11 protein-coding genes are annotated in these 14,738 nt (G+C 60.5%); 2 read left to right on the top strand and 9 right to left on the bottom strand.

Going from position 1 to position 14,738, the window contains the following annotated elements; translation table 11 throughout:
* Positions 1 to 37 precede the first annotated feature (37 nt).
* Positions 38 to 1,552 carry a histidine ammonia-lyase gene (hutH, locus tag Q0O40_RS00055; RefSeq protein WP_295524640.1) on the top strand — a complete coding sequence of 505 codons (1,515 nt, stop codon included), beginning with the start codon at positions 38 to 40 and terminating at the stop codon, positions 1,550 to 1,552.
* A gap of 34 nt (positions 1,553 to 1,586) precedes the next feature.
* On the opposite strand, the gene Q0O40_RS00050 is transcribed toward hutH, so the two are convergent.
* Positions 1,587 to 4,523 carry an FG-GAP-like repeat-containing protein gene (locus Q0O40_RS00050; RefSeq protein WP_295524638.1) on the bottom strand — a complete coding sequence of 979 codons (2,937 nt, stop codon included), beginning with the start codon at positions 4,521 to 4,523 and terminating at the stop codon, positions 1,587 to 1,589.
* A 427-nt stretch (positions 4,524 to 4,950) separates the two neighbouring features.
* Between Q0O40_RS00050 and Q0O40_RS00045 the strand changes: the two genes are divergently transcribed.
* Positions 4,951 to 6,003 carry a hypothetical protein gene (locus Q0O40_RS00045; RefSeq protein ID WP_295524635.1) on the top strand — a complete coding sequence of 351 codons (1,053 nt, stop codon included), beginning with the start codon at positions 4,951 to 4,953 and terminating at the stop codon, positions 6,001 to 6,003.
* A gap of 159 nt (positions 6,004 to 6,162) precedes the next feature.
* Here the strand turns inward: Q0O40_RS00045 and Q0O40_RS00040 are convergent, their stop codons facing one another.
* From Q0O40_RS00040 to Q0O40_RS00005, 8 genes are all read right to left on the bottom strand, one after another.
* A complete protein-coding gene (locus Q0O40_RS00040; protein WP_295524632.1) occupies positions 6,163 to 7,176 on the bottom strand; it encodes a hypothetical protein in 1,014 nt (337 codons plus the stop codon).
* Between the two features lie 206 nt (positions 7,177 to 7,382).
* Positions 7,383 to 8,585, bottom strand: a complete 1,203-nt coding sequence (locus Q0O40_RS00035) for a polysaccharide biosynthesis/export family protein (protein WP_295524630.1) — start codon at positions 8,583 to 8,585, stop codon at positions 7,383 to 7,385.
* A 67-nt stretch (positions 8,586 to 8,652) separates the two neighbouring features.
* Entirely contained in the window at positions 8,653 to 9,405 is a 753-nt protein-coding gene (locus Q0O40_RS00030) for an ATP-binding cassette domain-containing protein (protein ID WP_295524627.1), read from the bottom strand.
* Between the two features lie 4 nt (positions 9,406 to 9,409).
* Positions 9,410 to 10,240 (bottom strand): ABC transporter permease, encoded by an 831-nt coding sequence (locus Q0O40_RS00025; RefSeq protein ID WP_295524625.1) that lies wholly within the window; start codon positions 10,238 to 10,240, stop codon positions 9,410 to 9,412.
* Positions 10,237 to 11,700 carry a hypothetical protein gene (locus tag Q0O40_RS00020; RefSeq protein WP_295524622.1) on the bottom strand — a complete coding sequence of 488 codons (1,464 nt, stop codon included), beginning with the start codon at positions 11,698 to 11,700 and terminating at the stop codon, positions 10,237 to 10,239. Before Q0O40_RS00020 ends, Q0O40_RS00025 begins: the two co-directional genes overlap by 4 nt.
* A 79-nt stretch (positions 11,701 to 11,779) precedes the next feature.
* Complete coding sequence (locus Q0O40_RS00015) at positions 11,780 to 13,072, bottom strand: NAD-dependent epimerase/dehydratase family protein (protein ID WP_295524620.1); 1,293 nt, start codon at positions 13,070 to 13,072, stop codon at positions 11,780 to 11,782.
* Between the two features lie 74 nt (positions 13,073 to 13,146).
* Positions 13,147 to 13,500, bottom strand: a complete 354-nt coding sequence (locus Q0O40_RS00010) for a hypothetical protein (protein ID WP_295524617.1) — start codon at positions 13,498 to 13,500, stop codon at positions 13,147 to 13,149.
* Between the two features lie 149 nt (positions 13,501 to 13,649).
* Entirely contained in the window at positions 13,650 to 14,573 is a 924-nt protein-coding gene (locus tag Q0O40_RS00005; RefSeq protein ID WP_295524614.1) for an SDR family NAD(P)-dependent oxidoreductase, read from the bottom strand.
* Positions 14,574 to 14,738: the final 165 nt, after the last annotated feature.

Genomic DNA, 14,738 nt, shown 5'->3' with positions numbered 1-14,738 from the left:
GACTGGATTTCAGGCCAAACTTCAGGAGCGTACCGTGATGATCGAGAGCCCGCCCGCAACGCAGGTGCTCGGTGGCCCGGCCACCTGGCGTGAGATCGTTGCCATCGCGCGGGGCGCAGCGCCTGTGCTGTCGGCCAAGGCCAGAGCGCGGCTCGATAGCGGCCGCGCACTGCTCGATGAGATCGTGCGGCGCAACATCCCGGCTTATGGCATCAATACCGGAATCGGCGCGCTGTGCGATACGGTGGTGGATGGTGACAAGCGCGCGTCGCTGTCGCGCAAGATCGTGCTCAGCCACGCCTGCGGCGTCGGCGCGCCGCTGCCCGCAGAAGAAACACGCGCGGTCATGGCAGCGCAGATCAGCAATTTCTTGCACGGCGCATCCGGCATCAGGATTGAACTGGTCGAGGCGCTGTGCGCGCTGCTCGCCGCCGATTGCTTGCCTTTGATCCCCTCGCGCGGCTCGGTCGGCTATCTCAGCCATAGCGCCGCGATCGCGCTGGTGCTGATCGGCGCAGGCTCGGCCCGCCATCGCGGCGAGATCATCAGCGGCGCAGAGGCGATGGCGCGGATCGGCGTCACGCCCTTCGTGCTGGGCGCAAAGGAAGGGCTCAGCCTTGTCAACGGAACTCCCTGCGCCGCCGGGCTGGCCTGCCTCGCGCTGGAGAGGACAGCGCACTGGCTCGATTGGGCCGATGCGGCTGCGGCGATGACATACGAAAATCTCGGCAGCCAGAGCGAAGTTTTCCGCGCCGAAACTCTCGCGCTGCGCCCCTCCCCCGGCATTTCGCGCACCGGCGCTGCGCTGCGCGCCTATCTGGCAAGCAGCCCGATGCTCGCCAGCCGCGCCGGCGCACGCACGCAAGATGCACTGAGCCTGCGGACGATCCCCCAAGTCCACGGCGCGGTCCGCGATCTGCTCAGCACCGTGGAAATCGCTGTCGCGCAGGAACTGGCCAGCGTGACCGACAACCCCGCGCTCGGCGGCACGCCGGAGGCGCCGCAAGTGCTGATGGGCGCGCAGGCGGTGGGCGTTGCGCTTGCGCTGGCGATGGATAATCTCGGCACGGCTGTGGCAGACCTTGCGATGATGGCCGAGCGCCGGATCGACCGGCTGGTCAATCCGCTGGTCAGCGGCCTGCCTGCGTTTCTGGCGGCAGAAGGCGGCGATTGCTCGGGCTTCATGATCGCGCAATACACCGCCGCCGCGCTGGTTGCCGAAAACCGCCGTCTCGCCGCGCCCGCCAGCTTGGACGGCGGGATCACCTCAGCGCTGCAGGAAGATTTCCTCGCCCACGCCACCCCCGCCGCAACCAAGGCTCTCGCCATCCTCGACAATTGCGCTCACATTCTGGCCATCGAATGCCTGAGCGCGGCGCAGGCTTATGACGTCGGCGCGCATGCGGCCGGCCCTGCCCCGCGCACCGATGCCATACGCCGCCAAATCCGCGAGGTCATTCTAACTTATGACGACGACCGCCCGCTGGGCGCGGATTTCGCGGCGATGCTGACAGTGATGCAGCAAGCACCGTGTTTCGTGCCCGCAGTATAAGCATAACGATCGTATGACGCGCCCTGGCTAACCCTCAGATCAGCTGATAATCCTGAATGTGGATGGTCCACGCGTTGGGCACGAACTGGTTTACCACCGCGCCATTGTCCACGAAACCGCCGTTCGCGGTCCCCAGCCATTCGCTAAGCTGACCGTTGTCGTTGCGCCAGGCGATATCCGCCCGGCCGTCGCCGTTGAAGTCGCCCGTGCCCTGGATCTTCCAGGCCAGCGGCACGAGCTGACTGACGACCACACCATTGTCGATGAGGCGGCCATTCGCGCTGCCCAGCCATTCGCTCAGCCGGCCATTGTCATTGCGCCAGAGCACGTCGCTGAACCCGTCGCCGTTGAAATCACCCGTGCCCGCAATCTTCCACGCCGTGGGCACAGTCTGGTTCACGTTCACGCCGTTGTCGATCAGCCGCCCGTTGGCGCTGCCCAGCCATTGGCTCAGTTGCCCGTTGTCGTTGCGCCACAGCACGTCGCTGAAGCCGTCGTTGTTGAAGTCTCCGGTGCCTGCGATCTTCCACGCCGTCGGCACGGACTGATTCACAATCGCGCCGTTGTCCGACAGCCCACCGTTTGCAGTGCCGAGCCATTGGCTGAGCTGACCATTGTCGTTGCGCCAAACGATATCGGCGCGCCCGTCCCCGTTGAAATCGCCGGTGCCCGCGATCTTCCACGCCGTCGGCACGAACTGATTGACCACGCTGCCGTTGTCGATGAACCCGCCATTGGGGTTGCCCAGCCAGCTTGAAAGCTGACCATTGACATTGCGCCACAGGATATCGGCACGGCCATCGCCGTTAAAGTCAGCCGTTCCCTGAATCCGCCAAGCGGTAGGCACGAGCTGGTTGACCACTGCGCCATTATCGATGAGCGCACCGTTCGCGCTGCCGAGCCAGCTCGAAAGCTGGCCGTTGCTGTTGCGCCAGAGCAGATCGCTGCGGCCATCGCCGTTAAAGTCATTGCGAACGCTTCTGATGGTTTCGTTCACATTCGTCACCGTCACGGCAATGGCCTGCGTATCGGCCAAGGTACCGTCGCTGGCGCTGACGATGACATCATAGACATTGTTCGCGCCCACGTCGGTCGGGGCCTCGAAGTTTGGCGCCGATCGGAACGACAGCGCGCCGGTCGTAGCGTTGATCTGGAACCGCGCCGCATCTGCGCCGCCAGCGATGGCATAGGTCAGCGTGGTGCCCGCATCGGGATCGGCAGCCTGCACGGTGGTCACCGCCGCCGTGTTTTCCGCAACCGAGCGGGTCGCCTCTGCGCCGCCGCCGTCAGAGCTGATGACAGGAGGGCTCTCCGCTTGAAGCGAGAGATCGAAGCCGTTTTCGGCCGCATTGGCGGTCGCCACGAGACGAAAGCCCGCGAGCGAGCTATCGAACAAGAGCGTGCCGCCGGTGTAGGTAAGCGTAATGCCGCTCAATGAATACGTGAACGGCGTGCTGCCAGGCGCGCTGACGCCGGAGAAGGTTATTCTGTCGCCGACAGCCATGTCACCGATGATATCACCGTTCATCTCAGCGGCAGTTCCTCGAAAGATATCCGCGCCCGCGCCGCCAATCAGAAAATCCCGACCCGCGCCGCCGATCAATGTGTCGCTGCCGCTACCGCCGCTCAGCGTATCGTCACCCAGCCCGCCGTTCAGCGTATCGGCACCGAGGCCGCCGAACAAATAGTCTGTCGATGCGGTTGCTCCCGGTGCCAAAGCCGCACTCGAGGTTCTGAAGATGAAGTCGGCCGCAGTCAGCTCGCTTGGCAGCACGCCAGTAATTGTGATGGATTCAGACAGATCTTCGTAGTAAAACTGGATCACTGTGTCTGCGCCCATGGCAAACATGAACGGTAACAAGGTGGCAAGGTCTGCAATGCCAAAAGCCGAGAGATTGATCCGGTCTTCGCCTTGGACGAAATCGGTGATCACGTCGTCGTCGAATCTTCGCGCATTGTAGTTGAAAATGTCGTTTCCAGCGCCGCCGGTCAGCGTATCCAGGCCGGTCCCGCCGATCAGCGTGTCGCTGTCCGCACCGCCGATGAGTTTGTCGTCCCCTTGCCCGCCGGTCAGCGTATCGTTACCATTGGCGCCAATCAGCGTGTCGTCGCCATTTCCGCCGCTCAACGAATCCGCGCCATTGCCGCCAAACAGCAAATCTTCGAATCCAGAAGATCCAGGCGTCAATGCGGTCGCCGAAGTGTTGAAGATGAAATCGTTCGCGGCGAGTTGGCTGGGCAGAACGCCCTTGACCGTGATCGTTTCGTTCTCGCCGCCGAAGACCAAGGAAATCACGCTGTCGGCCCCGTTCTGCGAAATGAACGGCGCGAGCGTCGCAAGATCGGCAATGCCGAGTGCCACCAGATTGATCCGGTCGACACCCTGCACGAAATCGGTGATCACATCCGCGTCAAATTGCCGCACCGTGTACGCGAAGACGTCGCTCCCGCTCCCGCCGATCAGTCTGTCGAAACCTGCACCGCCGTTCAGCGTATCGCTACCAGCGCCGCCAACGAGCGTGTCGTCACCCCCGCTGCCGTTCACCGTATCGTCGCCATTGCCGCCAAACAGGAGGTCATCTGACGCGGTTGATACTGGCGTCAGCGCCGCAGTCGAAGCGTTGAAGATAAAGTCACTGGCAGACAGCTGGCTGCGCGCCACGCCCCGAAGCGTGATGGATTCAAAATCGCCGTTATAGAAGAATCCAATTACGCTATCGCCAAAAGTCTCGTTAATGAATGGCAGCAGCGTGGCAAAGTCGGCAATCCCGAGGACTGACAGATTTATCCGATCTTGCCCCTGAACGAAATCGACGATGACGTCGTCGCCGAACTGACGCGTGGGATAGGCAAAAACATTGCTCCCGCCGCCGCCGCTCAGCTGATCATCGCCGCCAAAGCCAGTGATCACATCATCTTCGGGGCCGCCGGGCAGAGACTGACTGCTTGAGTTACCGTCGATAATCGCCATGATACGCTCCGCAGAATGGAAGCGAGGACTCCTAGCTCACCCTTGGGTCAGGAATGTTACATACATGCGGTCCCGCCCGAATAGCCCAGCGGTCCCTTGCTCTGGCTACGGCGACACTCCTGCGTTCCAGCGTAACTTTAACCAGGTCCATCCGGTGCAGCATATGGGCACCGCGAACGACGTTAAGAGCCTCGACATTCGGAGCGATCCGATAAATGCGGACATCATTTCTCCGCAGGATTGCGGCATCGCCTGCTCGCTTTGCAGGTGACAGGCGCGTGCGACAGGTCCGTTTGGCCAAGCGATCCGCGACGGCTTTGTTCTGCCATTTTTGCGCATTAAGATCGCAGCGACGTGCATCGTGATTGTCGTCCGCATTAAGAGAGGTAGGCCAATGATAACTATGCAAAGGCCGGGATTTACCGGCATGGCAGCACTTGCCATGGTCGGACTCTCGCCAACGGCGGTGCCGCAAACAGGCGACCTCGCGACCAACACCGACTGCTTTGCGGCGACCGACAATGCCCGGCTGCGCTTCGAAGTCTTTCAGCAGGCTCCGCCGCCGCGTAGCCGCGGGCGATATGCCCATTATCCGCTGTCAGAGGCCGCTTCGGGGCAGCTGGGTCGCTTGGCCGAGGCACCTGAGGGCATCGGGACATGGTACTATCACTGGGCCAATCGCGCCGCGACACCGCTGGTCGGCGTTGGCGGGCGGCAGATTATCCGCAAACTTAACATCGAACCATCATGGACGGGCAACCGTCGCCACCGATCGGCGTTCAGCTCGATCGACCGGGCCAACGCTTGCACTCTGGCGCAGGCTTCCAGCCTGCTGGGCAACAATGCCCGCGCACGGCGCTATGCCCGTGTAGCAGGCATCACGCTGATCAGCGAAAAGGCATTGCCCGATGCGGCCCCCCCGTCGCCGGCTGATACCTGCGTGCTGGCATCGGGCGTGCTGCCCCCACGCGCGAGCGGGATCGTGCTCGACTATGAAGTGCAGGACGGGCGCGATCCGCCGATGACCGAGCGGTTTCTGACCTCGTATGCCGGTCTGGTTCACGGGGCTGGCAAAAAAGCGATCCTGCTCGTCAATCCGCTAGATTCGACCGGTCAACAGCGGTTCACCGGCGTGACCGCCGCCAATGCGCACCGGATCGTCGCGCTGTTTGACCGGACCACGCTGGTGTTGTGGAGCGGCAATGCGCAACACTCGCTGCCCGCCAGTTATGCAGCGCAAATGGCTATCGTCAAAGCAGGCGGGCCGGTGGATACCAAGCGGCTGCTGATCGATTTCGAGTTAGCCGGAACGACACTTGAAGACGCCCGCTTTGTGCGTCAGGCTATCATCCGCGACGGGCTGGCCGGGGTCATGTTCTGGCGTAACTACGCGCGTCAGGGCGGCGCATGCGCGACCGCGGTGAATCAGCGGATCGCCGCGATCGCGCTGGGCGAGAAAGCGCAAGACGGGCGACAATAAGGGCCAAGCATCTGCAGCGAGAACGTTGCTCAGCCTTCTAGATGATCACGGTTGGTCTATCGGCGCAGCGCAGTAAGACCTTTGAGGAAATCGCTGTCAATCATGACGAAGTCAGCTTCTGCCAGAGCGCGCGTCAACCGCACGACCTGGCCACAAGCATTATTCATCGGCACCTGAACATAGACGCTCGATCGCCAACAGCGCGTCTTGGAGGCGCGGCAGCGTCGATGCCACCTGATCGGGAAATTCTTTCCTGACAAACTGCAGATACTCTTCTGCGCTATCACTGCCGTACAGTTGCTTGATGAGCCGCACCTTTGACAGCGCCATCATGTATCTGCGCGCGGGATCGCATGACCGCTGCATGGCAACGCTTGCCAACCGCTCCTGTTCGCGCGCGGGCAAAGCCTGTTCCAGCTTGGCGATCGCAGATTCAGGAATGGCCTTCGTGCACAGGAAGAGCGCAGTGCTGCATACTTCGCCGATGAACGTGAAGTATTCAGCAAAGAACTCCTGATCGGTCTTGATGAACGGAAGGCGCTCGTAAAAATAATCCTGCTGCACCACGATAGATACACCCGGTATCAACTGCGGAAAGTAATTGCGTGCTACGAACCGGCTGATCTCTGGCATCTTCAAAACGTCCAGAAACAAAATTTCAATCGGGCTGCTGATGCCCTGCCCGGTTTCAAGTATATCGCCCAGCCGAAGATCAACCAGATCGGCAACCGGCTCGATATTGGCCTCTAACGCGCTCGCAAAAGATTCGCCCGGTTCCGCCATGCCTTCGACGCTGTTGCGCTTGAAAAATCCTGGCATGCCGGGATTGATGATCGCCCGTTCGAACGAGATGATCGGCTTCTCCCAGCGTTTGCCAATTTTCTTGGCGAGCGGGTTAAGCCGAATTCCATCGCCAAAGCATACTGTCGATGCACCGAGGAATATCCCGGCGTCGATGATCACACCTTCGCCGGTGTAGCGCTCGCGCGCCAGCGTGAACAACACGCGCTTTTCAAGCAACGACATCATAGACGGCACTTTGATGGCTGTCTTGCTGATGGTTCCAAGCAACCGCGAGAACGCTGGATTAAACCGCACCATGCGCATCGGCTCCGCATCGGGAACAGGTTCCTTCGCGGCCAGCGTCTGTTGAGCTGCATCGCGCTTCACCATCACCGAATTCCTTCTTACAATATCATGCATGGTTATTTGCCAAATCCAGTCGGTAGAAAGTGCGCATGCCCGATCCGTCGCAATCAAGCAAACAGCAGCTATGCTCCGCAGGCCCCATTCCGCTCCATGCAAGCAAGAAAGCGACTGATCTCACAGTCCTCCATGCTGCGCGTCTCGGTTCCCGCGTTTAACCACTTGGAAGCAGATCAATCGGTAAAGCGTTGGGTTGTCTGGCTATTACCTATAGAAACGATGTTATTAAATAGTTGCGTCAGTTTGCTCAACTGCGTCGTCTGCGAAGTCGCGACAAAGACGACATCGCGGTCGCGCATCGAAAAGCTTTGCGCCAGAAGCAGCCCGTCGGCGCTCTTCAAATTGATCTGGTAAACCACAGGCACTTGCGCACCTGCCGTTAGATAGTCGGGCAACGACGAAGTCCGCAGGGACTTTGCCACATCGACCGGCTCGTATCGCAGCACGTAGACACCGAACGGGTCGGCAATCTGATCGGAAAGTCCGCCTCCGTTGCCCAGTGCCTCTGCCAACGTCACCCGCGATTTTGTAAATACCACTTCTTGGTTGCGTTTCGTCGCGCCAAGCACAACCAGCGTCTGAGGCTCCTGCGCCAACGTGACCAGATCGCCGGGCACCAAAAAGATGTTTTGTGGCGGGTTGTCCTGAAGATCAACCAGCCGCACCGAACGCACCACCCCGCCGCGGGTCAGCTGCACCAGCATGTCGCGCGCCTTGCCGGTGGTCCCGCCCGCCTGCGAGATTGCATCAAGCAAGCGCGTCCCCGTCCTATTCAGCGGCACCCGGCCGGGCCGGTTGGCGTCGCCGCTTACGGTCACCGCGTTGTCGGTGCTCTGCACCACCTGCACCAACGCCTGAGTCTGGTTGGCCTTGCCGCGCAGCGCGGCGACAATCGCCCGCTGCACCTGTCGCGTGGTCTGGCCCGCAGCAGGGATTTCGCCAGCAAACGGAACCAGAATTGTGCCCGACTGGTCAACCGTCTGTACCGGCACCGTGGCGCTTTGCGCGCCGACCAGACCCAGGGCCACAGAAGAGGAAACGCCGAGCGGACCGAGCAGGCCGCTGCCGAATTCCCACAGGGTGACCGAGACTGTATCACCCACGCGGATCGTGACGACTGGAGGCGGCTCGGGGGTGGCAAGTGGCATGACCCCCTCAGCAGCAACATGCGACAGCGCGGTGAGGGTAATCCGGTCGACCTGCACCAACAGGAACGGCGGAGCTTCGCTATCGGCCTCCTTGGCGATCTGCGGCGACATCGGACCGGCAACAGGCATCGCTGCGCAGCCCGCGAGCGACAGAATCACCGCGCTGGACAACAAGCGTGGTGCAAGACCGGCACGCACAAGGCGGCCGATGGAAAGGGCGGTCGGCAAGGATTGATGATCTGTCACGGTATGCCTCAAGTTCGTTGGCAGGTGTGGAAATCTGCGGGAAATCGGGTCACTCGGCTGCACGGGCAACAGTCTGCGTGTCAAAACTGTCATCATTCGGCGACTGAGCATCGCTAACTGCTTGATTCTGCTCTTCACCAGGCTGCTGCCTCTGGGCAGCGGCATCATCTTCGAACAAAGCAATCGCCTCGCGCAGATTCTCGAAAAAGACCGGCGGTGAGTCGCGGCGCAATACCAGCGCGCAATCGCAGTAAGCTTCCGCCACGCGGGGCTGACGGGTGGCGACGATCGCCCCCGCAGTAGCCGTGCGCGCCTCGAACAATTGGCGCCACAGATCGCGCGTCGCCGGATCGCCGGGCCCGATGATATTGTCGAACAAGTACGTATCGAACGGCAGCGCATACGTCAGCGCGAAGGCGACGACCGGCCGCATCCCAACCGGCAACTCACGCATGGGCCGGTCGATCCGACCATTCAGATCGATAATTCCGCAGACGAAATCGACCACTTCGGCAGGATCGGCGCCATAGAGTTGCGCAGCAAACGCAAGGTTCTGACGAACCGTGTTGGCAAAACGAAAGGCGCGGTTGTAGCCAGCGGGGAAGGACAGATGGGCAAACCGTTCGATCCGCCCTCTGGTCGGGTCGATCACCCCCGAAAGCAGCCCGATCAGCGTCGTCTTGCCGCTTTCGGGTCCGCCCAGCACCGCCATTCGGCTGTGCGATGGCAGGTCGATCGACACTTGGTCGATTACGTTCTCCCCGCGGAAATAGGCGTAGCTGATATTGTCGAGCCGGATCATGGGCTCAGTCCTTCTCTTCAAGATGGCGGCGCGTGCCGGCTTCGAGCAACAAGCCCAGGAACAGCAGCCCTACTGCGACGGTCAAAATATAGGCGTGATCGGTCAACTGATTGGGATAGAACGGATAAAACGCGTGCCTGAACCAGTTGACCCCGTGAATCACCGGGTTCAGCGCGAAGTACCAGCGGCTGCCGGGCGGCAGATAGGCGGCCACGAAATAGGGTCCGGAGAAATGGAGCGAAGCGCGGGCAATCGCCGGCCATATCAAATCCCACGCGGGCAGGATCCGCGCGATGACCGAATTGCAGATGCCGGTGGCAATCCCCAGCAAAAGCACGACCAGCAGCGCGACAATCGCGGTAACCGGCTCGCCGGGGATTGCCGCATTGACACCGAAAAAGAGGTATAGGCTGCCGAAAAACAATACTGCGACCAGCGTGCCGCTTAATACATGGAGCAACGCGTGGACCAAAATGTGGTCAAACGGTCGCTCGATTGGAAACCGCTGACGCTGTGCCACAGCGTTCAACGGCTGGCGCAGCCGCAAGGAAGCATGAATGAACAAGTAGATCGGAAAAACGCCGGTGCCGATGAACAGCAACAGGCTGGACCCGTAGGGCGGGGTTCTCGACAGAGCCGAAAACAACAGCCCGATCGTGCCAACAATGATTAGTGGCTCGATCCCCGAGGCCAGATAGCCAAGCGCGAAATTCTGCCCATGGCGCATTCTCGCTTCGCGCGCCAGCAACGCCGATAGCACATTGAACTGGTTGCCCAGCGCCAACCGCAGCCGTCCCGCATCATAGATGGGGCCGTTGGGGTAAGTCTGGGTCATAGCCCATGCTCCAAAATGGAATTGCGGACCAGCAAGCCGACCGTCCACACCATGCCCGCCGCAACCACCAGCAACAGCAGGCTAAGCCAGCGATCGGGAGCGATCGGGCTTTCCGGCAGCGTCGGACGGACGTAGGTAGTCAAGTAAAGCCGCTGTGACGCAGCAGCGGACTGCGCGTTGGTTAATGCCTCCTGTGCATCGGAAAGATCTCCGTTGGCGTTGGCAAGTTGGGCAGTCAAGACCTGAAAATTGTTTGTGGAGATCGTATTGGCAGTGCTGACGGCTTCGGCAAGTGCACGCTGGTTGGCAGCAAGCTGCCGGCGCAGAAACACAATCTGCGGAGCATTGGGATTAAGCAATTGTCCCTGCAGAACGTCCAGTTGTGATTGGATAAGCGACATGTTGGCCCGCGTGGTTGTCGCAACTTGCGTGTTGGCCTGAATAACACCAATCGATGGACTGTCTGTGCCGCCCCGCGCCAAACCAGCGATCTGGCGCTGAAGATCGATCACATGCTGGTTGGCTCCAGTGAATTGCTCCTTCGCGAATCTTACCGTATCTGACTGAGACTGATTTCCGATATCGTTGACCAATTGATTTGACAAGGCAAGTAGCGTGTTCGCGATGTTCAGACTATCTTGGGGTGCATAGGCCTTAATGCGGACAACTGCTAGTCCGGTTGTAACGTCATAATCGGAATACACCATTCCCTTCCAGTACCGGCCCAACTGCTCCTGACTCGAATTTTCGTCCAAACGCGTAAATGAGTCGGACGGCTTGCTGTACATCGCCTTAAGATTGACCTTAGCGTTGACATCACGCGCCGCCTGCGGGCTGCGGACGTAATCAGCAACGGTGAAGTTATCCAGCAAGTCGGCACCTGGCGTTGGGTTGCCGCCGAAAAGCGCCGAAAGAGCTGCGCCCCCGTTCGATTTCGGCGCTGCCGCCGGATTGCCCACCGGTACACGCACCGAGAACCGGAATTCGGTGACGTACTGATCGGGCAGCACGAAGAAGATGTACAACCCGCCCAGCAGGACCGGAGCGATAAAGGCAATCACGAACCAGATCAGCCGTCCAGTCGAACGCCGCGCCGTCCGGCCAGGAAGCGAAGGTCCGGATACGCGGGGGGGAGCTGCTGGCTGGTCGCCTGACGGGCGCAAAATGAAGGGAGCATCATTCTCGGCAGCAACCGACTTTTCAGGTGGGGCACCCGCTGCTGTGGTGGTAGCTACTTCAGGCTCGGCAATATCCAGACCGTTGTACTCGCGGTTCGTGCGCAGCGGCGCATCGACAGGGGCTGAATCGCGCGAAGCGGCCCGGCCCTCGGCGCGGGCTGCCGGCAAACGAGCCATCAGGTCCTGCAACGATCGCGCAGCAGCCTGTGACACACCGTCGCCCGGCTGAGCCTGCCCGTCGTTGCGGTTCTGTTCATCGCCTGTTTCGCCGCCCGCCAACATGTCTTTACTCCCTCTTAAGTTCCAACCCGGCTGCTAGCCGCCCCAAAACCAATTCTAGCCAACTTACGCCAGACCTTAATCACATCGCAGATGGCATCCGCGCCGACTCGTCATTGCTGACCAGCATCAGGTTTACCACGGCAGAATGCCCTTCGCTGCGGACAACGTTCGCAGCATCGGCTCGCAAATCGGTACGGGTTTCAGGATGCGGCCCGGTCCATTGCGAAACGCAAGGAATCTTGTCTCGATTGCAACGATCGGCATAGCGCCGAGCGATGTCGGTCACTTCCGCAGCCAAGCCCTCGTGCAAACGGGTAGGGTGCAATCCTAACTTCAAAAACCGCTCGTTGCAAACCGTGAGTTCATTCTCGGCGGCTTCGACGCGCGGATTGGGGACCAACTGGTACGGCGCTCCGGTCATCTGTTCGATCATCCGCGCCAGATCGATCAGCCGGTGCGTTTCGGTCATCTGATTCATGATGGCGACCCGCTCACCGCGCAGCGGCGGATTGGCGATCGCCAGTTCGATGCAGCGCACAGTGTCGCGAATATGGATGAAGGCGCGCGTCTGTCCGCCAGTTCCGTGGACGGTCATCGGGTGGCCAATCGCTGCCTGCATCAGGAACCGATTGAGCACCGTGCCGTAGTCGCCATCGTAATCGAAGCGGTTGATCAGCCGTTCGTCCAGGCTGGTCTCATCAGTCTGGGTGCCCCACACGATGCCTTGATGCAGATCGGTAATGCGCGTCTTGTAATTGCGGTTGTAGTACCAGAAGAACAGAGCGTCCTGCGATTTGGTCATGTGATAGATGCTGCCCGGATGCGCCGGATACAGTATCTCGATTTCCTTGGCGCCTTCGGGAGTGTTGATCGTGACCGGCAGATAGCCTTCGGGGATCGACATTCCGGCGGTACCATAACCATAGACACCCATCGTCCCGAGATGCACGAGGTGGATATCAAGCCCGCTGTCAATGATGGCCGACAAGACATCGTGGGTGGCATTCAAATTGTTATTGACGGTGTACCGGCGTTCGCGGGTGCCCTTCATCGAATAAGGCGCGGCGCGCTGCTCTGCAAAATGAACAATCGCGCGCGGCCGCTCGCGGCGGATAAGATCGAGCAACTGGTCATAGTCCGTGCCAACCGTCAGGTTCGCAAACCGGATCGTGAGCCCGGTAACTTCGCGCCATGCAGCCAGCCGCACACCGATTGTGCTGATCGGGGTCAGCGAGCCGGCTTCCAGATCGATGTCGATCTTACGGCGAGAAAGATTATCAACGATAACAACATCGTAGCCAAGGTTCGACAGGTGCAAAGCTGTCGGCCAGCCACAAAATCCGTCGCCACCAAGCACGATGACAGTTTCCATGTTCTTACCCTAAAGATCGTGGTTGGGGGCGTACCGCGTCCGCAGGGCTTCCGCCCGTGCGGACAAGGCAGAAATCAAATGCCGGTTTCGCGATCGTGGCGCCTGATCAGGCGCAAGCCTTCAAGCAAGGCCCCCAGAATCCAGCGCTGCTCCATGGGATTGGCCCCATCCTTGTAGTATCCGAGAACTTCACGGATTGTGGCGGGAAACGACGCTACGGCCAGCTTGATCCGCGCGGCTTCGCCTTCGGCCAGCAGATTGAAAGCGGCTTCGATCTCAACGACCTCCTCTTCCTTGAGGAGACCAGCCATTTCATCAGAAATCGCCAGTTGCTGCTTCTTAACTTTGCACAGCGGCTCACGCACACCGCCTTCAGGAGGCTGACGGACGATTTTGATGTTGCGTGGTTCGTCGATAAAAAGAAGCATGTTTGTCCCTCGGGAAAGTGATGAGCCTGTCCCGAGGCCGCTAATTGCTCAATATGACACGGTTGCGACATGGTTTGGAGCGGGCTGTTACAAAATGGGGCGAACGCTGCTCCTGAACGAAGCGTTCGGCAGCAGGGCCGATGCCGCAGTTAGTTGCCCGCGCGCCGCGTCTGGAACCATGCCCAGGTCTGGGCAAGTCCGCTCGCCAACGACGTGTCGGGGGCATAGCCAAGCGCAGCCCTCGCCCGCGAAACATCGCACCAGGTGCGTTCGATCTCGCCCGTTCGCGCGGGGAGATACTCGACCTCGATCACTTGCGGTGCAACAACCGAGCGCATCTCCGCAATCAGCGCATTGACGGAAACAGGCACCCCAGAGCCCAGCTGGAGCACGCCTGACCGCTCGTAATCAATGCCGCGCATGATGCCATCGCATAGATCATCGACGAACACGAAATCGCGCACCTGTTCGCCGTCCCCATGGACGATCAGCGGCAACCCGTCGGCGATGCGGCGGAAAAACGCAGCGACAACGCTGCCCTTGTGGAATGATCTCGGGCCATAAACATTGGCGAAGCGCAGCGACAGCGCCGAAAAGCCATAGCTGCCGGACCATGCAGAGCACAGTCCCTCCACGGCCAGCTTGGTCGCGCCATAGGGCGCGATCGGATTAGGCACCATGGCTTCGTGGACCGGCGGCGTGGCATCGCCGATGATCGCTCCGCCGGTCGAAGCATTGACCAGACGGCGGATGCCGCGCGCGCGCATCGCCTCCATCAGGCGAAAGCTACCGACCACGTTGACATCGAAGTTAAACGCCGGATCGGCAATCGATTCGATCACGCGGGTGTCCGCCGCGAGGTGAACCACCACATCGACCCCATCAAGCGCGACGTCTAGAGCAGCGGGATCGCGGATGTCGCCGGCGATGAACTCCCCAGCAAAGTCGCCGAGATGGTCGCGGTGCCCCATGATCTCGTTGTCCAGCACACGAACCTGCCAGCCTGCAGCCGTAAGCCGTGGGACAAGGTTGGCGCCGATGAAGCCGCAACCACCAGTGACCAGAACTCTCATCGTCCCAACATCGTCATAATTCCAGAGCGAGGGCGGACAATCTGCCCTTCCATTACGGTCAGCTGCCCGCCTGGCAAGATTACGCCACAATCCGCCAAAACCACGGTTATTTCGTGTGCCCCGCCATTGCGCATGGCATCGGGCACTGGCACCGAAAAGATCCCG

Source organism: Novosphingobium sp. Chol11, assembly GCF_945870625.1.
GTDB lineage: Bacteria > Pseudomonadota > Alphaproteobacteria > Sphingomonadales > Sphingomonadaceae > Novosphingobium.
Note: the sequence above shows the minus strand (reverse complement) of the source record. Positions and strands in the feature narration are given on the sequence as shown.

What these genes read in the sequence shown, in the direction of transcription:
- hutH (WP_295524640.1), top strand. Translation starts at nt 38, where the DNA reads ATGATCGAGAGCCCGCCCGCAACGCAGGTGCTCGGTGGCCCGGCCACC.
- Q0O40_RS00050 (WP_295524638.1), bottom strand. Translation starts at nt 4,523, where the DNA reads ATGGCGATTATCGACGGTAACTCAAGCAGTCAGTCTCTGCCCGGCGGC.
- Q0O40_RS00045 (WP_295524635.1), top strand. Translation starts at nt 4,951, where the DNA reads ATGGCAGCACTTGCCATGGTCGGACTCTCGCCAACGGCGGTGCCGCAA.
- Q0O40_RS00040 (WP_295524632.1), bottom strand. Translation starts at nt 7,176, where the DNA reads ATGGTGAAGCGCGATGCAGCTCAACAGACGCTGGCCGCGAAGGAACCT.
- Q0O40_RS00030 (WP_295524627.1), bottom strand. Translation starts at nt 9,405, where the DNA reads ATGATCCGGCTCGACAATATCAGCTACGCCTATTTCCGCGGGGAGAAC.
- Q0O40_RS00025 (WP_295524625.1), bottom strand. Translation starts at nt 10,240, where the DNA reads ATGACCCAGACTTACCCCAACGGCCCCATCTATGATGCGGGACGGCTG.
- Q0O40_RS00020 (WP_295524622.1), bottom strand. Translation starts at nt 11,700, where the DNA reads ATGTTGGCGGGCGGCGAAACAGGCGATGAACAGAACCGCAACGACGGG.
- Q0O40_RS00015 (WP_295524620.1), bottom strand. Translation starts at nt 13,072, where the DNA reads ATGGAAACTGTCATCGTGCTTGGTGGCGACGGATTTTGTGGCTGGCCG.
- Q0O40_RS00010 (WP_295524617.1), bottom strand. Translation starts at nt 13,500, where the DNA reads ATGCTTCTTTTTATCGACGAACCACGCAACATCAAAATCGTCCGTCAG.
- Q0O40_RS00005 (WP_295524614.1), bottom strand. Translation starts at nt 14,573, where the DNA reads ATGAGAGTTCTGGTCACTGGTGGTTGCGGCTTCATCGGCGCCAACCTT.